Origin of the sequence: Neolewinella xylanilytica (assembly GCF_002934605.1) — a bacterium.
Lineage (GTDB): Bacteria > Bacteroidota > Bacteroidia > Chitinophagales > Saprospiraceae > Neolewinella > Neolewinella xylanilytica.
The window spans coordinates 1865756-1890661 of record NZ_PTJC01000006.1 but is presented as its reverse complement, the minus strand read 5'-3'; the positions used below and the strand labels follow the sequence as shown (position 1 = coordinate 1890661).

Below are 24906 nucleotides of genomic sequence, written 5' to 3'. Positions count from 1 at the left end.
GGCGCCTCACCGATAGATAGTAGACATAACCCGAACACTATGAAGACGATATATACCTCTATCCTGTTTCTCTCCCTATTCAACCTCGGAAGTTGTGAGAGCAACGAAACCAGTACGGCCGAGACCGACTTTCCTGAAACCGAGCAAGCCATCGAGGAAGAACTCGTCCCGGCCAACATGGCCCCCGAATTCGTCGAGGTCCTCGAGGCACACGGCGGCCTGGCGAATTGGAATAACCTGGCGGGTTTGAGTTTCCTGATCAATGGTTTTCCCACCATGGATGGCGACCGGACCATCAGTGATTACCACAAGGTGAACCTCGGAAGCCGCTACCACCAGATCGAAGGAGAAGGTTACGAAATCGTCTCCCGCGGCGACACGACCTGGGTCACTCCCGATCTGCAGGTGACCGGTGTACCGCCCCGCCTCTACCAGGGTGCCTCCTTTTACTTGATGGGGATGCCATTCGTATTCGCGGATGAAGGCCTAACCGTAACCTACGCCGGGGAAGCCGAATTCGGAGAAGAAACCGTCGATCAGTTCAACGTCCAGGTACCCGACGACATGGGTGACGGCGGAAATGACTATCAACTTTATACCGATCCCGCTACCCACCAATTGCAGTACTCCACCTTCAGCGTCAATTACCCCGCCGTAGCCGATATGGATTTGCGCCAGATGGTCGAATTCAACGAATGGCAGACCGTTGACGGACTGATCGTACCCTCCGTACTCGTACTCTACACCGCGCAGGGCGAAATCACTGAAGGCACACCCGGTTCGACCATCAGTTTCGAGCGGGTTGCTTTTTCCGAAAATCCCTTTGAGGACTCCGTATTTACCACCCCGGAGGGGGCATTGGTCGACCAGACCGCCTACGGTAGGTAAATAAGCACTAGGTACCCAGCCCGGGTTGTCCGTTCGGGTACAGGATCCCCTTCTCCAGCCGGAAGAGGTGGCCGAAGGGGTCGACCTTGAAATCGAGGTGTCCGTCCAGGTCGGCGTAAGCGATGTTCGGGCGGCTCAGCGCGAAGTGCAGGCCGGCGGCGATGCCCAGGCCGCATTCGTCGAGGCAACCTACCATAACTTCGTTTGCGGCCGACTTCGCTACCGAATTGATGTGCAGGGCCGTCCAGATCCCACCCACCTTTTGCAATTTGATGTTGATCATATCGGTCAACTCATGCTGGGTCAGCCGGAATGCATCGCTGAGGGTTTTGAGGCTTTCGTCCGCCATTACCGCGATGGGTGAATCACGGGTGAGGGTACCCATAACCGCTTCTTCGTCGATGCTGGTTGGCTGCTCGAGGATATCGATACCCAAGGGTTGGGCGGCGCTGATGAAGTGCAACGCCTGCTCGAGCGTATACCCCTGGTTGCCATCGAAGCGCAGGGCTACCTTAGGGTAGCGCTTGCGAACGGCGCGGATGCGGGCGATATCTTCCTCGTAATCTAAGCCCCCTTTGATCTTCAGGATACCAAAGCCTTGGTCCACGTACTGCCGGGCGCGGGAAACGGTTTCCTCCAGTCCCAGAATGCCGACCGTTACACTGGTAGCAATGTGGGTACGGAAGCCACCGAGAAATTCGTAGAGCGGGACACCGGCCTTTTTAGCTACCAAGTCGTACAATGCACTGTCGACCATAGCCAGGGCGGAACTCTTCAGCGTACCGCGCAATTCCTCCAGCAGCCGGGCGTAATGGAAGGGATTTTGTCCCATCAGGACGGGCACGATGTAGTCGGGAATGGCACGTTCCACGTCCGCGGCTAGCTCGTCGGTCACCACCAAATCGGGGGCGGCGCAACCGAAGCCGACAAATCCGTCGTCCGTGCTGACCTTCAGAATGAAGTTGGCAGCCTGGCCGATGGTTTCGTAAGCGATGGTGTAAGGCTCGATCAGTTCCAGATCATAGCGTTCGTAGTCAATTCCGGTTATCCGCATTGGCACGAAGGTAGGTGGTAATTTGCTTCACCAGCGCATCTGGCCCGTGGGCCAGCACGTCATAGCAAGGCAAACCCGTTTCCTCCGTCACTTGCCGGCAGGCGCCTTCGATCGCTCCCGCTTCCAATCCTTCGTGGTTAAGGGTTATGGCGATCACCTCCCGCCCGGACACCACCTTGATGGCGTGGATCTGCTCCGGCAGACTATGGAGCCGGTAGCCGGGGAAGCCGTCGTACTCCCTGCGGGTGGGCGCGTGTTGAAGCACTACGAAGTCGGGCCGACCCGCCGCCAGAATCTCAAAACCGCCCGGATAGGCCGGGTTCATCAGCGACCCCTGCCCCTCGATGACGATCACGTCGGGTTTTTCGTTGCGGTAGGCACTGACCACGGCGTGCTCGATCTCTCCGGACACAAAATCGTTGATGCAACTATCCATGATCATGGAGTATTTGGCTCCCTGCATCCACCCGGTCTGCCCGGTGCCGATCATCTGGGCCGCGTATCCGGCTGCCTCCAAGCCGTGCACGATGAGCCAGGCCGTGGTGCGCTTCCCGATGGCCGAGTCGGTACCCAGCACGGCAATTTTCAGGCAATCCACCTCCTCGATATCCCCGGTAAAGAAGTGCAGTTGGTCGCGGTCGGGGGTTTTGCGTACGTCGCGAATGGATACGCCGTACTGGTTAGCGGCTTCGCGCAGGTCCGGGTCATTCGAGATGAAGTCGTGCAGGCCGCTATCGATGTTCAACCCCGCCTGGATGGCTTCCCGTATGGCGGTGCGTCCGGCGACGGGAAGGCGCCCGCCGTCGGGAGCCAGGCCGATGACGAAGTAGCGCGGCCGCAGATCACTCTGCTCCAGCGCTTCCTGCAAACAGGAATACACCGGTATACCGTTCGGCTTGCCGTCCAGCACCTGCCCGCTGTCCTGCCCGGCGTACTGCCGGTCGATAATGCCGATCACCCGGTAGCGGCGGGTGAAGCGGGCCAGGCCGTGGGCGGTTTTTCCGTTGGGGGTATTGAATGCGCCATCGGCGTAAACGATGGCGTTGCCGTCAAGGGGCGTCGTACTCATGCTAAATTATCGTTTGGCGGTAAGAACCGCAATCTGTAAGGAATGATCGCTTTCCTCCGCGGTCAGGGCGATCAGGCCCGCCGTAGAAGCCGGCAGCACCTGGAGGGCTTCCTTCTGGCTCAGGTAGGATGACATCTTGCGCATCTGCTCGTCCGTCACGTGCCATGCCCCTCCCCCACTTTCGTGGATCGCATTCAGGGCTTCCTGCCCGTCGAAGCTGTGCCAGTTGATCAGGGGCTCGTTGATGGAAGTTTCCTTGATGGAAGCGGGGTCGAGATCGATACACCTCCGGCTGCCGGCCAAAAAGGAGGTAACGATGGGGTTCTTCCGAATGGAAGACGCACCGATCATACGGGGCAGCTTGTCGATGTGGCCGTTCTTGAGCAGGCGTTCAAAGCCGGAGAAGATACCCGCCAGTAACGTCCCGTTGGAAACGGGGACGGCGATCCGGTCGGGGACGGTAGCGAGCGACTGGGTAATTTCGTTAGCGATCTGGGCGTAGGCACGCAACTGAAGATCCGTATTATCACCACCTGGGTTTGCGTCGTAGCACCCTCTCTCGAGGGCCCATTGCCGGCTGATGGCGACCGTATCCTCGTAGGTTCCTACGGGGCGGTGCAGCTTTGCCCCGAGCCTTTCCATCTCCTCGATGCGTTTGGAATGGTAGCCGGCCGGAATGAATATCTCGCAGTGGAGGCCAGCGAGATAGGCTGCCAGGGCCACGGCCACCCCGTAATTTCCACACGTAGCCAGCGCTACCCGGTCGAAATTTTCGGAAAGCGCTTCCTCGACGTGGGCGAAGGCAATGCGGTCTTTTTGTGTGCCGGTCGGGTTGTCCCCCTCGAATTTCAGATATAATTTACCCTGATCGAAGTCCCGCTCCAGCCCCCGCGACCGCCGCAACCAGGTATCTCCGATTTCCCGGTCGATGATTTCACTGAAGGCCCGAATCCGCTCGAGTTGGGGAGCGCTGCGATTGCTGCTGATCCGGGCCAGTTCCCGCGCGTGTTTGCTTACCGTATTATCCGCCGTCCGAACGGCATCTCGTAATGTCATGTATGGGTTGCGTCTTACCTAATAACCACGGGGAAAGCTAAACGTTTTCGTACCGTTACACAAGGTGGCGCCGGAGCGCGGGTGCGGGGAATACCCCAAAACGCTAGCGGCTACTCTTACCGTAGGCAATACGGTAGATCACGCCGTTCGTGTCGTCGGTGGCCAGCAGGGAACCGTCCGGCATCTCCGCCAGGCCGACCAACCGTCCCATCTGCTGCTGATCGTTATTCCGGAGCCAGCCGGTAGCAAAGTCGTGAAAGGCAACGGGCTTTCCGTTGTCATCGAACTCGATTCGCACGATCTTGTACCCACTGGGCTCCGAGCGGTTCCAACTGCCGCGCATGGTGACGATGGCGTCGTTGCGGTAGGTAAGCGGGAACTGATCGCCCCGGTAAAAGATCATGTCGAGGGGGGCACTATGGGCGGTATAGGTCATCACCGGGTCCGTTACTTTCTTTTCAAAGGCGTCGAATCCTTCTTCTGGCTCGTCGGCAGGGTTGTAATGGCCATCACCGTAGATGTAAGGCCAGCCGTAGTGCTTGCCTTCTTCCAGCATGTTCAACTCTTCCTTCTGGGCATCATCGCCCAACCAATCAATACCGTGGTCAAGGCCGTAGAGCACGCCGGTCTCGGGATGCCAGTCGAAACCGATGGTATTGCGAAGTCCCTTCGCGAATATCTTGCGCTCGCTGCCGTCGGCGTTCATCTGCACCAGCGTGGCGTTTTCGTCGTTGGTTTCCGCGCAGGCATTACAGGTACTTCCTACCGAGACGTAGAGCTTATCGTCCGGCCCGAAGGCCAACGTCCGGTTGTTGTGCTGACCGCCCTCCGGAAATTTCGTCGCTACCGTATCGATAGGGCCGAAGGTGCCATCGGACTGCAACCGGGTCTTGAGCACCTCGTTGACGGCTACCATATAGAGCTCGTCGCCACGCAGTTCCAACCCGTGGATGTTTTTCATCTCGAAAACCTGCTCGCGGGAATCGGCTTTGCCGTCACCATCGGTATCGCGCAGCATATAGATATCACCACCCCGCCGGGTAACGTACACCGTACCGTCCTCTCGTACGGCAAGCATTCTCGGCTTACCCATATCCTCGGCGAATTTTCCGATGGTGAAGCCATCGGGCACGCTTAGTTCGGCAACGCGCGCGTCGGTGGCGTCGATCCGTTCGGGCTGAAATACGTAGCCTTCCACGCGGGCCCGGTTGATGGGATCTTCGTCGGTGGAGGATAGGGGCTGCACTTCGGACGCGGTGGAGCAGCCGATTAAAAACAGGCAGGCGGCCGGTGTCAGGTGAAAAAGCTTCATACGGTTTTCTTTAGGGCTTGTTGCTGATCGCAACCCAAGGAAGCGGAAGCGAGTTCGGACTATACCTCGTTATCTCCGGCCACGACGGGAAATAGCTATCTTTCGGTAAATCAATTGACCCATGGCGAAAATAGATAAACAGGACCTCCATCCGGACGTATACCGCTTGTTCGACCGCTACGTCCACAGCAAGTTGGAACGGCGCGAATTCATCGAACGTATCGGTGCCTACGCCGTCGGCGGGCTAACCGTCGCGGGCATCCTGGAGTATCTCCAGCCGAAGTACGAAACGGCTGTACAGGTTAAGGCGGACGATCCGCGGATCGAAACGGAATACGTGATCTACAACTCTCCCGACGGTGGAGGTGAAATCCGGGCGTTGCTGGCCCGACCGGCGAGTGGCGGCGGCCCGACGAAACCGGGAGGTGTCCTGGTGGTCCACGAAAATCGCGGGCTCAATCCCCACATCGAAGACGTAGCCCGCCGCGCGGCGGTAGCCGGATTCGTTGCGCTGGCTCCCGATGCGCTCTGGCCCCTGGGGGGCTACCCCGGCAACGACGATGCCGGGCGCGAACTGCAACAACAGCGGGACCGCGACGAGATGCTCGAAGACTTCATCGCCGGCTACGGCTACCTGAAAGACCATGAAGCGACAAACGGTAAGGTCGGTGTGGTCGGTTTCTGTTTTGGTGGCTCGATCGCTAACTCCATGGCGGTCCGTTTACCCGGCCTTTCCGCTTCGGTACCCTTTTACGGCGGCCAACCCGAAGACGGGGAAGTAGCCAAAATATCGGCCCCCCTCCAACTGCACTACGCCGGACTGGACGAGCGGGTTAACGCCGGCTGGCCCGCCTACGCCCAGGCGTTGCTACGTGAAGACAAGCAGCATTCCGCCCACGTCTATACGGGCGTGCAGCATGGCTTTCACAACGATACTACCCCCCGTTACGACGAAGCGGCGGCCAAGCTCGCCTGGGACCGCACCATTGACTTTTTCACCTACTACCTTAGCTGAGGTCCCCTACCGACGGTCGCGAAAGATGCGCTGGGCGAATTGAAAGTTGAAGGTGGCCAGTTCGTCTACGGGCACCGCTACTTGAAATTGAGGGTGGTCGTCGGAGCGGGGAAAGAGGAGTTTACCGACCGCCGATTCCCCGGGCCGCAGGGTCGTTTTCCGGAAGCTGTAATCGAGCCAGAAATACCGGTTGTCCGGGCCCGGGATATCCTGGCCGGCGGGCACCCAGTTCCGCTGGAGGATGTCATTTTCTCGCTGCAGTACGGCGAAGGTCATGGCGTCGGCTACCTGAAAACCGAGGTCGGCGACGACCGTCGCGTTGGTGGTGGGTTCCGGTATGCTTCCCCCACCGTTGGCCAAGGAATAGGCGGAGGCGGCTACCAGGACGGCCGCACCGGCCCACGCCAGGGTACGCGCCGTCCTGGCCTGTTCGACCGACTTGAGATCCATACTTAGGAGCTGGAATTCGGGATCTATGGCGGAGATTCGCTGGCCCAGGGGAAACTCCAGGTAACTTTCCGCCGGGTCGAAGAGAATGGCTTCGTCGGACTCGTTTACGACTTCCGTGTCGAAGACCAGGTAGTTGTCGGATGCATCGTAATAGCTGACTTCTACGGTTACTGCACCATTGGTACTGGACTGCACCGGATTACCGTAGCGGTACCGATCAATTTCGTGCTCGAAGGCGGGTTCCACCCGCACGACCTGCAAGGGTCGGCCGCAGGCATGTAGGAGGAATACGGATAAAGAAATTAGGTAGAGGTGTTTCATGGCGTCGCTTTGGCCTATAAATTAAGCCACCTCCGTCATTTTCAAGACCCTACTCCACCAATTAAGAAAACTTTATTTAGAAAATCCTCAGCGCAGCACCTGCTTATCGAATGGATTCAACCCTACCCCCTGCACCTGCGCTTCGGCTTCAATCCGATATTCGCTTGTCACCTTGCGCAGCCGCTTGGCGGCCCAGGCCAGTCCGCCGAACACCGGGTTACGGTTCCCGAACTCGTCCATGGGTGACGGAATGGGTTCGAAAGCAATCCGAAAGTTGATTTCTACGGGGATACCCTCACCGGCTACCTGGATGGAGTCGGTAATAATTTGCCGGCCCAACTCGTATTCGTCGACCAACTGTTCCTCATCTTTTCCCCGGCTGTACTTTTCGACCATGACGACCTTGATGGCGGTGACGGTCTGCGGATGCCGGCTGGTGAGGCGAATGCGACCGGCGAGACTACCCATGCGGGGACTAAAGTCGGGAGGCAGCATCAGCTCCAGTTTGACTCCTTCTATTCCCAGCCATTGTTTTACTTTTCCTAGCATTGTCGAAATTTAAGCATCCATCGCAGTGATAAACCGTTCTTATCGACAAACGCCTTCCCTACCTATAAGTTAGCCCATGGAACTAATCACCAACGATCAGGTACGAAACCTCGGAAATCTCGAACTCCTTGCCCGCCAGGTAGTGGAAGGCTTCATCATCGGGCTGCACAAAAGCCCCTTCCACGGCTTCAGCGTAGAGTTTGCCGAGCACCGCATCTACAATCAGGGAGAACCCACCCGGAATATCGACTGGAAGGTGTTCGCCCGTACCGACAAAATGTACACCAAGCGGTACGAGGAGGAAACCAATCTTCGCTGCCAGATCGTGATCGACAGCAGTTCGAGTATGTACTTCCCTGAGGTCGATACTAACACCGAGGACTATGTCAACAAAATTCGCTTTGCTTCCCTGGCGGCGGCCAGCCTGATGAACCTGCTCATGCGGCAACGGGACGCTTTTGCCCTTACGTTCTTTGATGAAGGCGTAGGGGTACACACCCGACCGAAATCGAGTACCACCCACTACCGGCTGATGCTGACTTACCTGCAGCAGCTCATCGACCAGCCGACCCACGACGTAAAAACGGCTACCGCCGCGGCACTGCACCAGATCGCCGATAGCATCCACCGTCGGTCGCTAGTGGTCATTTTCAGCGACATGTTTGATGCAACGGAGCGCGAAGAGGAACTTTTCTCCGCCCTCCAGCACCTGAAGCACGCCAAGCACGAAGTTGTCCTGTTCCATACCATCGATAAATCGCGGGAGATCGACTTCGAATTCGAGAACCGCCCCTACGAGTTTATCGACATGGAAAGCGGAGACCGCGTCAAACTCCAACCGCAGCAGGTCAGAGAATACTACGTAGAGCAGGTAGCGGCCTACCAGCAGCGGCTTCGCCTGAAGTGCCTGCAGTACAAGATAGACTACGTGGAAGCGGATATCCGGGCGGGTTTCCGCCCGATCCTTCAGCAGTACCTGGTCAAACGCGCCAAGATGCGGTAGCGCGTTCCCAGCTCCGTTACTCTTCTGTCTCGAAGGCGCTTTTAACCCTCCTCAGGAAAGTCTGAGCCGTTCCCGGCGTTACCTCGAGGATCTCGTAGGTGAGGCCGTCGTCCATCTCCAGAACGAGGTCTTTCGGATTGACACCCCGCAATTCGTTCATGAAGCTGTTGTTGTTGCTCACCACGTTCAGGATGCCGTCCTTGAAACCGAAGAAGTAGTAGGTTTCACTGGGTGACTTCAGGTACAGGTACAGGCGGTCGTCTCCCCCGGTCGTCATTTTCACTTCCATGTACGTTTCGAACCGACGGCTGATGGGCTGCCCGGCTACGGAAGCCAGACCGTTCAGCGCTTCGGTACTCACGAAAGACTGGTAATCCACGTTCCACCGCATCTTCATGTCGGTAAACAGGAAGGTGTGCTTGTTGATGGCCGGTGCGAGATCGACGGCATCGGCCGCAAGCCCCGCCAGGGCACGATCCCGGTCGTTCCCGGCCGGGAACAGCGTTTCGATACCCGCCGTGGCGAAATCTACCCGCTGATTGACCAGCAACTGCGGGGCGCTATACGCACCGGAGGCAATGTCGTTTACCATGATCTCGGTGAGGCTCTTGGGCAGGATCAAGTCGATGGCCGTCATCAGCTCCACCTCGGTTTCCGGATAGTTCGTCACGGATTGATTCCGTTCCTGAATATCGACCACGCTGATGTCGGTGGCCGGGGTCTCCTCCACTTCTTCTTCCAGAAGGAACATGTTATCCGTGATGGTTGCGGGGTCTCCGTCGGCGGCGGTGGTATCCTGGCTGACTTCTTCTGCGGCGGGGCGCGGGTCGGAAGCAACGGCAGCCTCCGGTTCCGGCTCCCGGGCGAACTGCTCCGGCAACTCCATCGCTACGGTGCCGTAACTACGCATGGAAATGTACTTAAGCCGACCTCCGATACCGAGCTCGCCGTCTCCTCGGACCATTCCGGTCTGGTGGTCAAATACCATGAGGTTGCCCACCCGTGAATCCGGATCGTTGACCCGGATACTATCCCCGAACAGAAAGGCGTCGTTCTCTTCGTCGTACGTAAATACCCCGCTGGCATCGAGTATCGGGTGATCGACGCGCCGCTGCGGCGTCTGGATCATCGTCGGATAAATATGTCGTTCCGGTTTACTCAGGTAAAAACCGGTGTAGAGGGGCTTGGCATCTTTTCCGAGGGCGTCCTTGGTATTGAGCACGAGGTTATTTTTATCCCCCATACTTTCGACCACGAACCACTCGGCGGTCGGCAACTTGTCGGCCTCGATGCGGGCGTAGCCGTCGAAGGCCAACTCTTTGCTACCGGCGTCAAGTTCGATGGTTCCGTAAAACCGCGTTTTGTCGTCGATGTAAAAACGGGTGGTCTCGTCGATCTGACCTTCCGCACGGGTGGCGGTTTCCTTCTCCGACATCAACCCCTTCCCCACTCGGGTACCCACGATGTTCTGTAACTCGAACTCTTGTACGTGGTCGCCCACGTTGTATTCGTAAAATCCGGAAGCGGTATACTCCTTGCGCCCGGCGATGTCGACCGTCGCGCGGTTGATGACGTGGTACTGATTCAGGGTATCGGCCACGATCTGAGCATTCGTCAGCTGTTGAATCTTGCCGCCCGGCTGCACCACGATGTTGCTGTCGCCGGGAATGATCCGGGCGTCGGCACTGATGACGTAGGGTACGCCACCTACCTTCAGCTGGCTGGCCAGGTTATCGTACACCGCGGTGGTCCCCGTGAAGGTGAGGCTGTCCTGGTCCGGATTGTTGCTGGTGAACCGGTCTTTGCCGGCGCTCGTAGCGAAGGTGATATTTCCTCCAGCCATATCCCAGTCGAAACGATCGCTGGACGTGCGGAACTGGATGTAGGGCAGTCTCGTATTCAGTTCGGTACCGTTGGAACCGAAGCTAGCCTGACCGGTAGCGAAATCGAAGTCCGCGTTGACGTTGTTGGTCGTCAAAGCGATGCCCTCCGAGTTCCCCTGGCTTTTGATGCTGACGCTCGCGGTGTCGATCACCACCTCTTTTGCTCCGAAGTTGAAGTCTTCACTGTCGACCGTTGCCTGCGACCAGTCGAGCCGTCCGCCACCCCGCAGCGCCTCGGGCGTTAGTACCAGGGTCCCGTCGAAGGTATGATCGCCGGTGCCAAAAAGGTCGAACCGCCCGCCGTCCTGGGGGGCTACGGCCAGCGAGTCGCCGTAGGGCATAAAGGTGACGCTGACCACCTCTCCCCGAACCTCGGGTACCTGACGGTTCTCGGTGATGGATTCGTTGAGGACGAAGGACTGAGCGGTGGTGGTAGCGCTGTCGACGCCGAACCGAATGTTCGGACTGGTGATTTCCGCTTCCAGGTACTTGAGCGTTCCATTTCCCACTAATCCGCCGTTGTTGAGGGTAACCTCTCCGGTGTAGGCACCCCGGTCGCCGTACATGCTCTCCGGCAACGTATCGATGCGGGCAATGAAGCCCAGGCTACCATCCTCCTGTATCTGCAATTGCTGCTTCATCCGGGGAAATATGCCGCCACTTACCAACTCTCCTTCCAGGTTCAGGTTGGTTTCGGTGAGGCTATCCAAGTTATTCAAACTGAACGGTGCAAGTTCGAAGTAGAAGCTGTCCCGCGAATACAGCGAGTTGCTATCTGCCTGGTCGTAATAGATGTAGGAAGGCCCCCGGGTCTGGAGAGAAGGAAAATACGCGATGTCCTCCGAACCGCTCTTATTCTTGGGAGCGTCCAGCAGTAAGTAGCCGCTGACGTGCTCCAGGCGGCTGGCGGTCGATAGCTTCCGGGCACCGGGTTCGGGGTTACCTCCTTCCGGCAGGAATAGGTCGATGTAGCGCACCGAATCGAACTGGATATAATAGGGCTCGTATTTGAAGTGGAAGTCATTGCCCGTAAGGATGGCATTCCCGGCGTAGACCTGTCCGCTGAAATCGATATTTCGGTCGCCTACGATAGCCACCTGCCCGCCGTAGGGCTTGATCGCGAGCTGCTTTTCCGCGTTGAATTGAATCGGTTTCACCCCTTCCACCAGAATGGTGCCGGCCTTTAAGTCGATGAAGGCATTCTCCGTGTCAATGCTACTTATCAAAGACAGCCGGTCGTAGTCCTTGGCTTCCCGGGCGGAAAGCACGTAGTGTTCCAACTTGTCGGATACGATGATCTTCTGGGTCTCCGGATTATACGTGAGGAAGCCGCGGGACTGCAAATCGAAAAGCACGGATTCAATGTCTCCGCTGGTGAGCCCACTCTGGAAGCGGTCGGCTACCCCGTTGGCGGAGAGCGTGTCGCTGCTGCCGTACACCTCATGTTGGTACCGGTAAATTACTTCCAGCGGATTAAAGCCGGCCAGGGCCCGAATCCGGGTATACTCGAGTTCATTGAAATAGTTTTCGCTCTCGAAACGGACATCCCCCTTTTCCTGAAAGCTCACCGTGGTACGTCCGACGACGGCGCTGTCTCCATCCAGATATACGTTAATGTTATCGGCACTGATCGCGAACCGGTTCGCGCTATGAAGAAAGGGCGCCCGGTCGGCGCTGCTTTTGGTCCGCTTCAACTTTACCAGCCGCTGCGGAATATCAACATCGATACTCGCGCTGGGATGGTAGAGGCTATCCTCTCCGAAATAAATGGCGAAGTCTACTTGCTGACCGGTTAGCCGGTCCCCCGGTACCACCATGAATTGTTTCGAGGCGCCGCGCATTTTAACTTCCTCCCGGTCGTTGCGGATCTGCAAGGTGACCGAATGGTCGGCTCCTTCGTCGGTCGTAGCATAAACCCGCGCCGCACGGAGTTCGAAGCGCCCGAGCAAACTCATGTTTTCCCCGATGTTGTCAATGGTTACCGACCGATCGGTGGACACGAAGCTGGGTACCTCACCGGCTTCCCGCGGACCGCTGGCCAGCACCCTGTCTTCGTATTGGCCGTAGATGATCTTATCGCCGAAGTACGGCGGATACTGCAGGTGAGCGGAATCCGATAGAAGCAGGTCCCGTTTCGTATTGACGTTGTAATCGACCAGCCGGACGAAGATGTCCGACGATAAGCCCACTCGCTGCCAATCGGTACGGCCTCCCTTGCCGTTGACCATCTCGTTGGTCAGGTCCACGTAGAGCTGCGTTTCCTGGATGATCAGGCTATCCTTTGCTTTCGATCCCTTGAACTGGTGCACCTCGTCGATGAAGAGCAGGGGTATTTCTTCAAAGCGAAAAGCGGGTTTGCCGCCCGCCACGTACCAGCCTTCACTGCTCTGGGTGTTATCCAGGCGGGAGCGAGTGAGAAAGTTCAGGGAGGTAGTCAGCACGTTATTCACGGAAGCAGGCGAGCTGGCGTAAACGTCCAACGTTTTCGTGAGCATGTCGTGAAATTCCCCGAAGAGTTGGGCCCGCTCGTCATCGGCCAGGGCGGTTTGGATGTCCAGGTAGTCTGCCATCGGTCCTTCCGCGCGGGCATTGAAATTCGCCAACAGCACGGAGTTCTGTACGATGCGCTTTTGTTGGGCCTCCGTAAAGCCTCCGCCGAGAAAACTACCGATGAAGTTGGCGTAGGCTTCCTCGGCGCGATCGTTCCGCGTCCCGGTCATGTAGGCTTCCAGCTGCTCCTCGTAGGCAACAAGATCCGCGTCCGGCTCCAACGCGGCTAGTTGGGCCCGGCAATTGATTGCTAGGAGTACAAAGGCACTCATTAAATAGGACCGCATAAATATTCTGTTCATTCGCGGATAAATTCTAACGCCCGCCAATCTTCACGGGCCACCGTCCGAAGGTGGGCAAATCCGGCCCGGCGATACCGATCGATCACCGAGTCAGCGTCCTGGAGTAAGATACCACTTGCGTAGACCCTTCCGCCCGGGCGCGTGTTCCCACTCAACGCCTCCGCAGATGCTAATAGTACGTTCCGATTTATGTTTGCCAGCACTAGGTCGTAGGGCATACCGGTCAGTATTTCATCGAGCGTTCCGACAACCAAACGGTCAAAAATAACATGGTTTGTCGCCGCGTTTTCCCTACTGTTCTCGATGGCCCACGGTTCGATATCCACCGCATCCACCTGGTCGGCTCCCAGTCGCTTGGCCAGTATTCCGAGCACGCCCGTGCCGCAGCCGTAGTCAAGCACCCGCTGTCCTGGAGCCGGATGCGCCGGGAAATGCTCCAGTAACAGTTCGCACATCATGTACGTAGTGGCGTGGTGTCCGGTCCCAAAGGACATTTTAGGGTCGATCACCAGATCGTACTTCACCTCCGGTACCGGGGGGTGAAACGTGGCACGAAGGGAGAGCCGGTCGTCAATGCGGATGGGCTGGAAACCGCTCTCCCAGATGGCGTTCCAGTTCTTCTCCTCCAGGTGTTCGGAATAGTACGTAAAGGCAAACCGGTCCTGCAAGGACCGTAACGTCGCGGTATCCCGCTCCAGTTGCTCCCGCAGGCCATAAGCCGTTACGCCAGTTTCGGTTTCCTCGAAGGAATCGAAGCCGGTATCGGCCAATAGGGCGATCAGCACGTCGACATCCTCGGCTGCACAATCAATCGGGTAAGCAGTGTACATGGGGCAGTTTATTCTGGTTGGGAAATAGCGCAAAGTAACCGGCTTTTACCGGGATGGAGTGGATACGGATAATCTATACCGGCCAAAGGATTGCCCTACTACCGCGTTACCGGGATGGGGGTAATCGCCGCCATCCCCCCCTTCGGCCGTCAGAAGATGGTAGGTCTCGCTGGTCGGTTAAGCTGATTAGCCGGCTGCGTAAAGGACCGGAACCCTACCTTGCGAACTCACGTATGCTAAGCAGTGAAGGTCCAACTGTACTTTATCGGCAAAACCAAGGAAAAATATCTCCGCACCGGCGAAGAGATATACGCTAAACGGCTGAGCCACTACTTACCCGTGGCCGTCGAGATACTCCCGGACATCCGCATGGCGGGAAAAATGAGTTCGGAGGAATTGAAGGAAGCGGAAGGCAAGCTCTTGCTGTCGCGCATTGGTCCGGAAGACCGGCTCGTGCTGCTCGACGAAGGCGGCGCGACGTACTCCAGCGTTGAATTATCCAGGTGGATGGAGAAAGAGTTACAGCGTCCGGCGCGGCGGCTGGTATTCGCGGTCGGCGGCGCATTTGGTTTTACCGAGGCGGTTTACGCCCGCGCGGATCAGCAATTGAGCCTCAGCCGGATGACGTTCAGCCACCAAATGGTCCGCTTGTTTTTACTGGAACAAATCTACCGGGCCATGACCATCCTTCGCAATGAGAAATACCATAATTCCTGAAGATGACGGAATTGCGGCGTGGCTTTCGTGCATTCGTGGCCCGGGAAAAGCTCTTCGGGCCCCAGGACCGCTTACTGCTGGCCGTCAGCGGCGGGTTGGACAGTTGTACCCTCGCTCACCTCTTGGCCACCGAAGGGTACACCTTTGGAATGGCCCACTGCAATTACCAGCTCCGGGGCGAAGATTCCGACGGTGACGAACGTTGGGTTCGGGAGCTGGCCACCCGCTACGGCTGCGCCTATCACGGCCGCACGGCTCCCCCCCCCCACCCGCGACCCGCAGGTTTTAACTTGCAGATCTGGGCCAGGCAAGTAAGGTATGATCATTTTAAGAAAATTCTGGATGAGTACCACTACACCACCTTGCTCACCGCTCACCAACTGGATGATAATCTGGAAACCCAGCTGCTGAATCTGCTGCGGGGAACCGGCCTAAGCGGCATGCGCGGCGTGCCCTTGCAAACCGCATTTCCCGTTGCACGGCCGCTGCTCTTTGCCGGGAAGGCCGATATCCTGGCGTACGCATTGGCTGAGGGGCTTACTTGGCGGGACGACCGTACCAATGCGGAGACCGACTATCTGCGCAACCGGCTTCGCCACACCGTCATTCCCGGTCTCCGGGCAGCCGGACTGACCGACGATAACCTGCGTCGCACGTTCGACCACCTGCGGTCCGCCGAGCGATTTTACCAAGACGGACTACTCGCCCACCCCGCCGTTACCCGAACGGAGGATTCCCTACGGATCGATCGGACGCTGGCTGGTTTGGGCGAACGGGACCTCCTTACCCTGCTATGGCACTACGGTAAGAACCTAGGCTTCACGGAGGATCAGTTCCGGCAGCTGGCGACCAAATCGGGTGCCTTCGAGGTAACCTCCGCGACCCACCGCGCGGTGGTTACGGAAGAGACCATCTTGTTTAGGCCGAAATCCAACCTGGTACCCGTAGCATCCACCGTGGAAAGGCTCCCCGCAACCGTGGTCTTCGGTCATCAAAAGATTCGCCTAGACGTGGTGGAAGCGCCGGCCGTGTTAGAGGAAAGGGGTATCGATTTTGTCCGGATCCCGCAACTTCCGTTGCACCTGCGGGCCCGCGCCCCCGGTGACCGTTTCGATCCACTGGGTATGCAGGGAAGGAAAAAGGTAAAGGACTTTTTTATCGACCAAAAAGTACCGCACTGGGAGCGGGACCTCACCCCCGTACTCGTGGATAGCGAAGGCCGGATCGTAGCTATCGTCGGGCACCGAATTGCGAACTCGTTTGCCGTCGGGCCGAACGATGAAAGGGTGTTACGGATACGCACCGAACGAGCAAGCCCCGAACTACCGTAGTAGTCCGGGGCTTGCCGAATAAAGGGCATTGCTGCCTATTCGGGAACCTTCGTGGGATCGAGCAGATCGTAGAACTGGTCCAGTCTCGGAAGGAGAATGATCCGGGTCCGGCGGTTGATGGAGCGGTTTTCGGCCGTCGTGTTATCGACCAGCTGGTTGTACTCTCCGCGGCCGGCGGCGATCAGGCGATTGGGATCGATATCGAACTTGTTTTCCAGGGCTTTGACCACCGCCGTAGCCCGGAGGACGGAAAGGTCCCAGTTGTCCTTCACACAGTTGGTGTTGATGGGCACGTTATCGGTGTAGCCTTCCACCATGATCTCCAGGCTGGGGCGGCTTTTCGCAATCGAGGCGATCTTTTCCAGCACCTCGGCGGCGCGGTCGGTGATCTGGTAACTTCCGCTCTTGTAGAGCATCTTATCGGAGAGGTTGATGTAAACCACGGTCTTATCTACCTCGATGGTTACGTCCTCGTCCTCGATACCGTCACGCAGTACGCTTTTGAGGTTGACGGCCAGGGCGAGGTTGATGGAGTCGGCGCGCGACTTGGCAGCCTGCAGTACCCGGATATAACGATCCTTCCCTTCAAGCTGAGAAAGGGTCTGGCTGATGTTCTGGCTGGCTCCCTGACTGAGGTTGGTCAGCCCTTCGAGCTGGGTCAGCTGGCGATCGCGTTGCTCCCGGAGGTCCACGACTTGTTCTTCACGCAGGGTGGCCTGGGCGTTGGCGGTTTCCAGTTCGTTTTCCAACTGGAGCTCCCGGCGTTCGCACTCCGCGAGCTGCTGGGCGTAGCGATTCAGCTCCTGATCGCGCTGGGCGATGAGCTCGTCACGGGAAGTGACGTCGGCCTGGAGTGACTCGAATTTCTTTTTGCTTACACAGGAGGTGAGGCCCAGTAAAAGGACCAGGAAGAGCAGGGAATTTTTTAGCATAGCAGAAAAAGGTTGGGAGTAAGGAGTGCCCAAATGGGCGAACAGGTAAGGCGAACGGACTCGTTGACGGCTTGCCCGATCGACTGTCCAATAGAGACCCGCGAAGATTGGGAAATTCTACACCACGCCCAAATATTTGTGGAATTTCGTGTAAATGTTTGTGCCTAATTGTCGTTTTCCGGTGCACCGGCTGGCGTTCCGATACTATGACGGACACCCGCAAGTCCGGTCACCCTACTGCTTCAAAAAATTTATCCCCGCCACCCGGTTTTCGTCCGTAACCCGGAGGTAGTACCAACCCGCCGGCAGCCCCGAAAGATCCGCTTCAAGTCCTACCGGATCGACGCGGTAGCGAAAAAATGCCGCCCCCCCCACCCTTCGGCCCATGGCGTCGAATAGCTGTACTTCCGCGTTTTCGGGTAAAGCACGTGCGGTGGTCAGTACCTGCAACCTCCCGGACGTCGGATTGGGAAAGGCGATTTGGATGCCGAAAGCTGCCCCTTCTTCCAGGCAATCGTCCAATATAGCGGCCTGAGCGGCACCTGCGTCAATAATGCCGCCGGTAACCGTGATCCCCGACAGGCTGGATTCGGGCCTGACGGAAGCCAGGATCGCCGCGCGGACGCGCAGGGCCGCCGGGGCGGGATCGGTCCTGGCGCCTGCCTCCAGACTCGGGCACGATGGTGTAGCGTAGAGCAAGGAAATCGCTCCCGTAACGTAGGGCGCCGCGGCGCTGGTGCTACCGAACGTACCGTAGGTGTTGCCGGGTCGGGTAGTATAACTCTGCTCACCGGGGGCGGCGAGATCTACGTTTTCCCGGCCGTACCCGGAAGCGGCAAACAGCCCGTCGTCCGCATCTACGTTCGTCACGCCGATGAGAAAATTACTGGGGCAGTCTATCGGCATATCGCCGGCCAGATCGGCGTCGCGACCGACGTTGGCCACACTGGCGGCGGTGAGCACGCCCACCTGACCCAGACGGTCGTACATATCGCCCCACACGGGAAAATCCTCACAGGTGGCGTCCTCGATACCGAAACTGGCGTTCGTGGCCACGACGAATGCGCCCGCGCTGCCGCCCGTGCGGTTGTATTCGCTTCGCTGATCGATCACGTATTGGTAGGCGGCGATGATGTCCGCCACGGTACTGATGGTGAAGAGCATCAGCCGCGCTTGCCAGTTGGTACCCGTTACGCCGGTGGCATTGTTGCCAGTGGCCCCCAGCAAACCGGCGACCGCCGTACCGTGCACGTCGGCGGGGTGGTCAGGCGATTGGTCTACGAAGTTCCAGCCGTTGGTGTCGTCTACGAAGCCATTGGCGTCATTATCGATACCGTCGCCGGGGATCTCGGCTTCGTTCTTCCAAATATTTCCCAGGAGATCCACGTGGTCCGTATCGAATCCAGCGTCGAGTACGGCGGTGACAATGGGAACTCCTCCGGCGGTGCGGCCACCGGTCGTCAGGTTCCAGGCTTCCTCGTACCCAGAGCGTTGCATGTTGGCCTGCCGGAAATACTGGGGATCGTTCGGTACTTCCCGGAAAGCTACCCGATGGTTGTACTGCACGGTCACGGCCCCCTTTTGTTCGAGTAGTGCCCGCTGCGCACTAGCGGCTGATTCGGGCGTCGGAAACCGGAGCAAGGCGATATCCTCGGTCAACCACTGATACGTGGCGGTGGCAATGGTATGCCGTTTGGCTGGCATTGCCGGGCTTTCCCAGCGGCAGATCAGTTCCGTCGTGATGCGCTGGGCCGGAGCAAAGGCCGGACCTAAGGTGATCAGCCAAAACAGCCATGTACCACGCATCATCGTTGTTAATATGTTTCGTCCCGTCGCAGGAGCCGCTCGCCCAGTACGCGGGTCCGGTAAGCCACCGTAGCCATCCAGCCGCCAAATAGGGTCCAGCCAATGATGGTTGGATAGAATACCATGCGCATCGTATTGTCGAGATCCTCTCCGCCCATGGCCGGGTTGCCTTCGGCCCCTGGGTGGAGGCTAGTGGTGCTGAGTCGGGGAAGAATATAGATCAGCGGAATCAGGCAGACGAAAGCAAAGATGTTATAGACGGCTCCGAGACGGGCTCGCCGCTCCGGATCGGGGAAGGCCGCCCGCAGCACGAAATACCCGCCGTAGATCAGCAGCGCGATCAGGGTAGTAAACTGCTTGATGTCCCAGTTCCAGAAGCTTCCCCAGGTGTACTTGGCCCAGACCGCGCCGGTAAGGAGTCCGAGCACACCGAACAACATTCCCACGCCGGTGAATACCACGGCCCAGGTATCCGCCCGCTCCAGTTTGCTAATTTCGGAAAGGGGTACGACATCGGGGATTTCCGCACGGTCCTGCTTGGTTTTGCGCCGCAGGTACTTGACGGAGTACGTCACCGCCGCAATGAAGAGGAACATCATCGCGAACCAGAGACTGACGTGAAAGTAGGTGTTGCGGATGGTTTCCGACAGCAGGCTGCGGTAGGGATAAGACATGCCATCATAGGCCGTCAGGTCTCCCTTCTGCATCGCGGTACGCTGCCATGCCTCCTGCACGCCGGCCAGATCGGGCGGCGCTGCGGACTGCCGGATGACAACCACGTCGGGAGAAACAAAAGCCCCGCTACCGGGACCACTGACAATGAGGGAAAGTTTCTTGTTTTCCGGACGATCGGCCGGAAGAAAGGCGGGTACTTCAAAGGTAACCGTGGCACGGCGATCGTCCACCACGTCCACCCGGGAGGCTTCCAGGGCGTAGCCATCCCCGTAGTTAAGCCACGCACGGGTAGCGCCCTCATCCGCGGTAAACTCCGTATTGTAACCTACCAGGTCGAAACGCTGGGTCGTGCCGAGTTGCGCTGCATTGGGGGTTACGGAGAGCAGGTTGGGCTTCAGGGGCACCAACATACCGGCGGTGATCGCGTAAACCAGGATCAGGACGCTCAGTACTTTCCACCAGCTTTGGCCCATCAATCTTTCCATGCCGCAAAGGTAGCGCTTGAACTTCTCCTCCACCACGCACCTTGCTGACAGGCAGATATTTTGACCGCAAAATGCCACGGCGGAAAGAAAATTTTCAACCTGGAGCCGTTTCGATTACTTTAATTAACGCAAAGCGCTACCCTATGTCTGACGAAATTCGCAATGGTACGATCCTCCTGGCCGAGCCTTTCATGCTTGACCAGAACTTCAAGCGGAGCACCATACTCCTGGTAGAGCACAACGAGGAAGGCAGCTTGGGCTTTATCATTAACCATAAGGTGAATATGCGGGTAGACGAACTGGTGAAGGACTTCCCCGAGTTTGACGCCCCGGTCTACTTCGGTGGCCCCGTAGGAACGGATACCGTCCATTATCTGCACAATAAAGGAGAGATTCTGGAGGGCAGTGACGAGGTTGTGAAAGGTATTTACTGGGGAGGAGATTACCAGAAACTGAAGGTGCTCATCGACCAAAAGCTGATCACCCCTCAGGACATCCGCTTCTTCGTTGGCTACAGCGGCTGGTCGGAAAAGCAGCTCCAGGAGGAACTAGCGGGAGGTAGCTGGGTCACGGCCAGAATGTATCCGAATTACCTATTCAAGAGCCAGCCTGAAAAGCTCTGGGCCCAGGTAATGCATAATAAGGGCAACACCTTCAGTGTTATCGCCGGTATGCGGGAGGAGCCCACTTATAATTAGTTGCTCCGATCGCCTAACTTTGTCGCATGCACTCAGCCGCAACCACATCCTTGCGCTCCCTTCTCATGGAGGAAGGTAGAGTCTGCCTGCCCGGAATAGGCACGCTGCTCGTGGTCGAACAACCGGCAATGGTTAGCCTGATCGAAGGCCGGGCCTCCGCTCCCTGCGCCCGCGTCGCCTTCAACGGGAACCTGGTAGTGGACGACGGCCGATTGCGGCGAGAGATCGGTCCCGAAGACGCCGAAGCGTTCGTCCGCCAGACACGGGATAGTCTAGAAGCGGGCCGCACCGTCCTGCTCGACGGTATCGGTAAACTGTACCGGCATCAGGACGGTGATGTCCGCTTTTCCCCGGGAGCCACCAACTTCAGCAAAGAATCCTTCGGACTTCCCGAGATTAATCTGAAACCGATCGTCCGGAAGGAAAAACCTGCGGCAGTTCCACCACGCCCCTCCGCCGCGCCAAACCAGGAGGTAGTAGTGGCCAAGTCCGCGTGGCCGATGCAATACCGGGGCGTGCTATGGTACGCGGCCGGACTGGCCGGCCTGCTGCTGGTTCTCTACCTGTTGTTCCGGCTGGGCGGAGCGATTGGGGAGCAGTTTGCCACCCCCGACGATCGACCCACTGCCCGGGAGCGCGCGCCCGCGCTTGTCAGGCCGGCGGAAGATGCAGCCCTGATCGACGCAAACGATGTCCGGCCGGCGGCGCCCCCTACCCTCGAACCTTCCGCGACGGTAGTGCGGCCCCCGGAAGACCAGCCAATCGCTAGCCAGACGAATACCGCCATCATCGCCATCGGTCTCTACGCCCGCCAACGCAACGTCGACAAACAGGTCCGGCGACTGAGCGAGGCGGGATACACTCCCTTCACGGAGGAGGTCGGTCGCAATACCCGACTCGGGGTCGAAGTCACCTATTCGGATGAAAGCCGGCTACGGCAGGTACTTCGGGAAATTCGCGCCAGGTATACTTCGGATGCCTTCGTCATGCGGGTGAACGGCGAGGAACGCCGGCCCGAGCAACGCTGAGTTGGTAGTCCCAATGGAAAAAGCCCCGACCCATTTAAGGATCGAGGCTTCGTAGAACTAGGAAGTTCTGTGCCGGAGGGGGGAGTCGAACCCCCACGCTCGTAAAAGCACACGCCTCTGAAACGTGCGTGTCTACCAGTTTCACCACTCCGGCATTTTGGAGTTCCCGGTAAGGGGCCGCAAAGATATACGGCCCAACTTAATTTCCAACAACCCAGACAAATTTTTTTGCCTGGATTCGTACCGCCAGTGGGAATCGAACCCACACTCCCGAAGGAACTGGATTTTGAATCCAGCGCGTCTACCAATTCCGCCATAGCGGCCGGTACGTCCGGAGCGTTTTCCGGAGCGAGGGCAAAAGTAAGCGTCGCTGGCTTACCCTACAACCAGTTCGGCAATTAAATCGTACTCCGTGGCGTCGGTTACCCTGGCGGTGACCATATCCCCCGTCCGCAGGTAGGCGCTGTTGGCATCCAGATGGACTTCGTTGTCTACATCCGGACTGTCATACTCCGTACGCCCGACGTAGTGGTCGCCGTCCTTCCGGTCGATCAGTACGGTCACTTCCCGGCCGATGCGCTGCTCGTTGAGCTGTAGACTGATCTCCCGCTGGATTTCCATGAGTCGCGCCGCGCGGTCTGCCTTCACCTCCGCCGGCACGTCGTCTTCTGCGTCGTAGGCGCGGGTATCTTCCTCGTGGGAATACTGAAAGACTCCGAGTCGCTCGAACCGCATCTCGCGGACGAAATCGCACATTTCCTCGAATTCAGCCTCGGTCTCTCCGGGGTACCCCACCAGGAAGGTGGTGCGGATGGCAATATCGGGCACGGCCTTCCGCGCGTAAGCGATCAGGTCGGTGGTTTCCTGGCGGGTAATTTGCCGCCGCATCCGTTGTAACACCGCATCCGAACCGTGTTGCAGCGGGATGTCGAGGTAGTTACAGACTTTCGGCTGCGCCCGCATCACGTCGAACACCTCCCGGGGAAACTTGGAAGGATAGGCGTAGTGCAGGCGGATCCACCGAATGCCCTCCACCGCCGCCAGCGCCTCCAGCAGATCCCCTAGTTTACGGGTTTTGTAGAGGTCCAGGCCGTAATAGGTGAGCTCCTGGGCGATTAGCATCAGTTCCTTGACACCATTCCGGGCGAAGTGCTCGGCCTGGCGTACCAGTTCTTCGATCGGTCGACTGATATGGTCTCCCCGCATCAAGGGGATGGCACAAAAAGAACAGGTACGGTTACACCCCTCGCTGATTTTGAGGTAGGCGTAGTGCTCCGGGGTAGTGATGAATCGCTCCCCGATCAGATCGTGTTTATAATCCGCTTCCAGGCGGGCGAGCAGTCCCGGTAATTCCATGGTACCGAAAAAGTCGTCGACCTCCGGGATCTCCGCTTCCAGGTTGTCCTTGTAGCGCTGACTAAGGCAGCCCGTCACGTAAAGTCGTTCGATCTCGCCGCGCGACTTCCGATCGGCGTAGTCCAGAATGGTATTGACACTCTCTTCCTTGGCCAGGTCGATGAAGCCGCAGGTATTAACGATGACGATGTTGGCCTCCTGATTACTATCGTGTTGCACGTCGTAATCGTTGGCCTTCAGCTGGGTGATGATGTTCTCGGAATCGACCAGATTCTTGGAACAGCCGAGCGTGATGACGTTGACCTTGTCGGGTCGTAGCGTTCTGGTTTTCATACGGTTCCGGATTAGCGGCCGCAAAGGTACGCATTGTATGCCAGCCCGGGAAGGGGTACGATTTAGTAAACCCTTCCCATCATGTCGTGCTCGACAATCGCGCGCTTCAACTCCAGGAAGTCCACCTCCGCCTGGTGGCTGTATACCACCTCCCCGCCCGGCTCCACGAGTATGGTATAGGGCAAGGCCCCGTTCCAGCTGGAGTCGAGCGCTTCGACCAGTTCATAAATATTGTCTCCGGTAAATAGGTAATTAGCCACGCCGGAATGCACCTTCTCTAGGAAGGCCAGGGCGCGATCCGCTTTATCGGGCTTGTCGGCCGAGATGGACACGAACTCAAAATCCCGCGCCCCGTACATCCGCTGGAGCTTGATGAACTCCGGATATTCCATGACACAGGGGCCGCACCAGGTAGCCCATACGTTGATCAGGCGAAGTTTATCACTGTCCTCGTTAGCCACCAGTTCCCTTACCTTTTCCTGATCGGCGGACTGCAGACTCACTTGGCGCGCCCGCCAGTCCGCTTCGGATTTTTCGTTGTATTCGGTCTTCCATGCCCACTTGGTAGAGCAACCGAAGGTAGGTGTCGTTGGCTCGGGAACGGCCTCACCGGCCAGGAGTGCATCGGTGGCGGCGCGTAAATCCTCGGCATTCGCCGTTCCGGGCCGTTCGCTTTTGTCAATCCTCCCCGTATACCGGAGCACCCGATCCGCATCCAGGATGAAAATATGAGGAGTAGCCACCGGACCGTACTGCAGCGATACCTGGTGGTCGTCGCCATCGTAGAGGTAGGGGAAGTTATAACCGGCATAGTCTGCTCGGACGGCTAGCTTGTCGTAATCGTCATTAAGATCGGTATACCCCAGCTCCTCGTACAGCAAACCAAGCGGGCTATTAGGGCTGATAGCGATGACCTGCACCCCCTTGTCACGGTAGGCGTCTTGAAAATCGATGAGTCGCTGCTCGTACGCCTGGGCGGTCGGACAATGATTGGCGGTGAAGGCCAGTACGAGGACGGCGGCGTCGGAATAGTCGTCCAGACCGTGCATTTTTCCGTCGGCGCCGGGTAAAGTGAAATCCGGAGCCCGGCTACCTACGGCCAGCGTCTCGACCTCCTGCTTGGCCACCGGCTGCGGATCGGCTTCGTAGCTCGGGGCCGGAGTAGCTTCCTGGGTGGTCGTGGCGGGAGCGTCCCCCTCCTCCGCTCCGCAAGCGAGATAAAAGATAAAGGGAAAGAGGAATAGGAGCCTGTTCATAATCGAC

General features: G+C 58.0%; 20 protein-coding genes and 2 tRNA genes. 7 read left to right on the top strand and 15 right to left on the bottom strand.

Features of this window, described 5'->3' with window-relative positions; translation table 11 throughout:
* Window positions 1–39 precede the first annotated feature (39 nt).
* Window positions 40–888, top strand: a complete 849-nt coding sequence (locus CLV84_RS17070; protein ID WP_104420962.1) for a hypothetical protein — start codon at window positions 40–42, stop codon at window positions 886–888.
* Between the two features lie 7 nt (window positions 889–895).
* Here the strand turns inward: CLV84_RS17070 and CLV84_RS17065 are convergent, their stop codons facing one another.
* The 4 genes from CLV84_RS17065 to CLV84_RS17050 all read right to left on the bottom strand — a co-directional run bounded on the left by CLV84_RS17065 (window position 896) and on the right by CLV84_RS17050 (window position 5379).
* On the bottom strand, window positions 896–1942 hold the full coding sequence (locus CLV84_RS17065; RefSeq protein WP_104420961.1) for a mandelate racemase/muconate lactonizing enzyme family protein: 1047 nt from the start codon (window positions 1940–1942) through the stop codon (window positions 896–898).
* Complete coding sequence (locus tag CLV84_RS17060) at window positions 1923–3011, bottom strand: DUF1611 domain-containing protein (RefSeq protein ID WP_104420960.1); 1089 nt, start codon at window positions 3009–3011, stop codon at window positions 1923–1925. The genes CLV84_RS17065 and CLV84_RS17060 overlap by 20 nt, the downstream gene beginning before the upstream one ends.
* A gap of 6 nt (window positions 3012–3017) precedes the next feature.
* Window positions 3018–4067, bottom strand: coding sequence for a pyridoxal-phosphate dependent enzyme (locus CLV84_RS17055; RefSeq protein ID WP_104420959.1), 1050 nt, complete (start codon window positions 4065–4067; stop codon window positions 3018–3020).
* Window positions 4068–4170: 103 nt separating this feature from the next.
* Window positions 4171–5379, bottom strand: coding sequence for a PQQ-dependent sugar dehydrogenase (locus CLV84_RS17050; protein WP_104420958.1), 1209 nt, complete (start codon window positions 5377–5379; stop codon window positions 4171–4173).
* Window positions 5380–5500: 121 nt separating this feature from the next.
* Here CLV84_RS17050 and CLV84_RS17045 point away from each other — a divergent pair, with 121 nt between their 5' ends.
* On the top strand, window positions 5501–6394 hold the full coding sequence (locus CLV84_RS17045) for a dienelactone hydrolase family protein (protein ID WP_104420957.1): 894 nt from the start codon (window positions 5501–5503) through the stop codon (window positions 6392–6394).
* 6 nt (window positions 6395–6400) lie between these two features.
* Here CLV84_RS17045 and CLV84_RS17040 read toward each other — a convergent pair whose 3' ends face one another.
* Together CLV84_RS17040 and CLV84_RS17035 are read right to left on the bottom strand one after the other, a co-directional pair.
* On the bottom strand, window positions 6401–7165 hold the full coding sequence (locus tag CLV84_RS17040; RefSeq protein ID WP_104420956.1) for a hypothetical protein: 765 nt from the start codon (window positions 7163–7165) through the stop codon (window positions 6401–6403).
* Window positions 7166–7252: 87 nt separating this feature from the next.
* Window positions 7253–7714, bottom strand: a complete 462-nt coding sequence (locus tag CLV84_RS17035) for a hypothetical protein (protein ID WP_104420955.1) — start codon at window positions 7712–7714, stop codon at window positions 7253–7255.
* Window positions 7715–7790: 76 nt separating this feature from the next.
* On the opposite strand from CLV84_RS17035, the gene CLV84_RS17030 reads away from it, so the two are divergent.
* On the top strand, window positions 7791–8717 hold the full coding sequence (locus tag CLV84_RS17030) for a DUF58 domain-containing protein (RefSeq protein WP_104420954.1): 927 nt from the start codon (window positions 7791–7793) through the stop codon (window positions 8715–8717).
* 16 nt (window positions 8718–8733) lie between these two features.
* Here the strand turns inward: CLV84_RS17030 and CLV84_RS17025 are convergent, their stop codons facing one another.
* A complete protein-coding gene (locus CLV84_RS17025; protein ID WP_146088844.1) occupies window positions 8734–13437 on the bottom strand; it encodes a hypothetical protein in 4704 nt (1567 codons plus the stop codon).
* A gap of 11 nt (window positions 13438–13448) precedes the next feature.
* Window positions 13449–14282 (bottom strand): 50S ribosomal protein L11 methyltransferase, encoded by an 834-nt coding sequence (gene prmA, locus CLV84_RS17020; RefSeq protein WP_104420952.1) that lies wholly within the window; start codon window positions 14280–14282, stop codon window positions 13449–13451.
* A gap of 243 nt (window positions 14283–14525) precedes the next feature.
* Between prmA and CLV84_RS17015 the strand changes: the two genes are divergently transcribed.
* Window positions 14526–14999 carry a 23S rRNA (pseudouridine(1915)-N(3))-methyltransferase RlmH gene (locus CLV84_RS17015; RefSeq protein WP_104420951.1) on the top strand — a complete coding sequence of 158 codons (474 nt, stop codon included), beginning with the start codon at window positions 14526–14528 and terminating at the stop codon, window positions 14997–14999.
* A 2-nt stretch (window positions 15000–15001) separates the two neighbouring features.
* Window positions 15002–16330 carry a tRNA lysidine(34) synthetase TilS gene (gene tilS, locus CLV84_RS17010; protein WP_104420950.1) on the top strand — a complete coding sequence of 443 codons (1329 nt, stop codon included), beginning with the start codon at window positions 15002–15004 and terminating at the stop codon, window positions 16328–16330.
* 35 nt (window positions 16331–16365) lie between these two features.
* Here tilS and CLV84_RS17005 read toward each other — a convergent pair whose 3' ends face one another.
* The 3 genes from CLV84_RS17005 to CLV84_RS16995 all read right to left on the bottom strand — a co-directional run bounded on the left by CLV84_RS17005 (window position 16366) and on the right by CLV84_RS16995 (window position 20228).
* Window positions 16366–17262, bottom strand: a complete 897-nt coding sequence (locus tag CLV84_RS17005) for an OmpA/MotB family protein (RefSeq protein ID WP_104420949.1) — start codon at window positions 17260–17262, stop codon at window positions 16366–16368.
* Between the two features lie 234 nt (window positions 17263–17496).
* Window positions 17497–19071, bottom strand: a complete 1575-nt coding sequence (locus CLV84_RS17000; RefSeq protein WP_104420948.1) for a S8 family peptidase — start codon at window positions 19069–19071, stop codon at window positions 17497–17499.
* A 5-nt stretch (window positions 19072–19076) separates the two neighbouring features.
* On the bottom strand, window positions 19077–20228 hold the full coding sequence (locus tag CLV84_RS16995; RefSeq protein WP_104420947.1) for a cytochrome c biogenesis protein: 1152 nt from the start codon (window positions 20226–20228) through the stop codon (window positions 19077–19079).
* A gap of 143 nt (window positions 20229–20371) precedes the next feature.
* On the opposite strand from CLV84_RS16995, the gene CLV84_RS16990 reads away from it, so the two are divergent.
* Together CLV84_RS16990 and CLV84_RS16985 are read left to right on the top strand one after the other, a co-directional pair.
* The gene (locus CLV84_RS16990) at window positions 20372–20926 is read left to right on the top strand and encodes a YqgE/AlgH family protein (protein WP_104420946.1); all 555 of its coding nucleotides are present in this window, start codon (window positions 20372–20374) and stop codon (window positions 20924–20926) included.
* 26 nt (window positions 20927–20952) lie between these two features.
* The gene (locus CLV84_RS16985; protein WP_146088843.1) at window positions 20953–21954 is read left to right on the top strand and encodes a hypothetical protein; all 1002 of its coding nucleotides are present in this window, start codon (window positions 20953–20955) and stop codon (window positions 21952–21954) included.
* A 70-nt stretch (window positions 21955–22024) separates the two neighbouring features.
* On the opposite strand, the gene CLV84_RS16980 is transcribed toward CLV84_RS16985, so the two are convergent.
* The 4 genes from CLV84_RS16980 to CLV84_RS16965 all read right to left on the bottom strand — a co-directional run bounded on the left by CLV84_RS16980 (window position 22025) and on the right by CLV84_RS16965 (window position 24899).
* A tRNA-Leu gene (locus CLV84_RS16980) sits at window positions 22025–22108 on the bottom strand.
* 87 nt (window positions 22109–22195) lie between these two features.
* A tRNA-Leu gene (locus tag CLV84_RS16975) sits at window positions 22196–22277 on the bottom strand.
* Between the two features lie 52 nt (window positions 22278–22329).
* Entirely contained in the window at window positions 22330–23643 is a 1314-nt protein-coding gene (gene rimO, locus CLV84_RS16970) for a 30S ribosomal protein S12 methylthiotransferase RimO (RefSeq protein WP_104420944.1), read from the bottom strand.
* A gap of 62 nt (window positions 23644–23705) precedes the next feature.
* Window positions 23706–24899, bottom strand: coding sequence for a redoxin domain-containing protein (locus tag CLV84_RS16965; protein ID WP_104420943.1), 1194 nt, complete (start codon window positions 24897–24899; stop codon window positions 23706–23708).
* Between the last annotated feature and the right edge of the window lie 7 nt (window positions 24900–24906).

Bases quoted from the DNA above. Each gene is read 5' to 3' on its own strand.
- CLV84_RS17070 (WP_104420962.1), top strand. From the start codon at position 40: ATGAAGACGATATATACCTCTATCCTGTTTCTCTCCCTATTCAACCTC.
- CLV84_RS17065 (WP_104420961.1), bottom strand. From the start codon at position 1,942: ATGCGGATAACCGGAATTGACTACGAACGCTATGATCTGGAACTGATC.
- CLV84_RS17060 (WP_104420960.1), bottom strand. From the start codon at position 3,011: ATGAGTACGACGCCCCTTGACGGCAACGCCATCGTTTACGCCGATGGC.
- CLV84_RS17055 (WP_104420959.1), bottom strand. From the start codon at position 4,067: ATGACATTACGAGATGCCGTTCGGACGGCGGATAATACGGTAAGCAAA.
- CLV84_RS17050 (WP_104420958.1), bottom strand. From the start codon at position 5,379: ATGAAGCTTTTTCACCTGACACCGGCCGCCTGCCTGTTTTTAATCGGC.
- CLV84_RS17045 (WP_104420957.1), top strand. From the start codon at position 5,501: ATGGCGAAAATAGATAAACAGGACCTCCATCCGGACGTATACCGCTTG.
- CLV84_RS17040 (WP_104420956.1), bottom strand. From the start codon at position 7,165: ATGAAACACCTCTACCTAATTTCTTTATCCGTATTCCTCCTACATGCC.
- CLV84_RS17035 (WP_104420955.1), bottom strand. From the start codon at position 7,714: ATGCTAGGAAAAGTAAAACAATGGCTGGGAATAGAAGGAGTCAAACTG.
- CLV84_RS17030 (WP_104420954.1), top strand. From the start codon at position 7,791: ATGGAACTAATCACCAACGATCAGGTACGAAACCTCGGAAATCTCGAA.
- CLV84_RS17025 (WP_146088844.1), bottom strand. From the start codon at position 13,437: ATGCGGTCCTATTTAATGAGTGCCTTTGTACTCCTAGCAATCAATTGC.
- prmA (WP_104420952.1), bottom strand. From the start codon at position 14,282: ATGTACACTGCTTACCCGATTGATTGTGCAGCCGAGGATGTCGACGTG.
- tilS (WP_104420950.1), top strand. From the start codon at position 15,002: ATGACGGAATTGCGGCGTGGCTTTCGTGCATTCGTGGCCCGGGAAAAG.
- CLV84_RS17005 (WP_104420949.1), bottom strand. From the start codon at position 17,262: ATGCTAAAAAATTCCCTGCTCTTCCTGGTCCTTTTACTGGGCCTCACC.
- CLV84_RS17000 (WP_104420948.1), bottom strand. From the start codon at position 19,071: ATGATGCGTGGTACATGGCTGTTTTGGCTGATCACCTTAGGTCCGGCC.
- CLV84_RS16995 (WP_104420947.1), bottom strand. From the start codon at position 20,228: ATGGAAAGATTGATGGGCCAAAGCTGGTGGAAAGTACTGAGCGTCCTG.
- CLV84_RS16990 (WP_104420946.1), top strand. From the start codon at position 20,372: ATGTCTGACGAAATTCGCAATGGTACGATCCTCCTGGCCGAGCCTTTC.
- CLV84_RS16985 (WP_146088843.1), top strand. From the start codon at position 20,953: ATGCACTCAGCCGCAACCACATCCTTGCGCTCCCTTCTCATGGAGGAA.
- rimO (WP_104420944.1), bottom strand. From the start codon at position 23,643: ATGAAAACCAGAACGCTACGACCCGACAAGGTCAACGTCATCACGCTC.
- CLV84_RS16965 (WP_104420943.1), bottom strand. From the start codon at position 24,899: ATGAACAGGCTCCTATTCCTCTTTCCCTTTATCTTTTATCTCGCTTGC.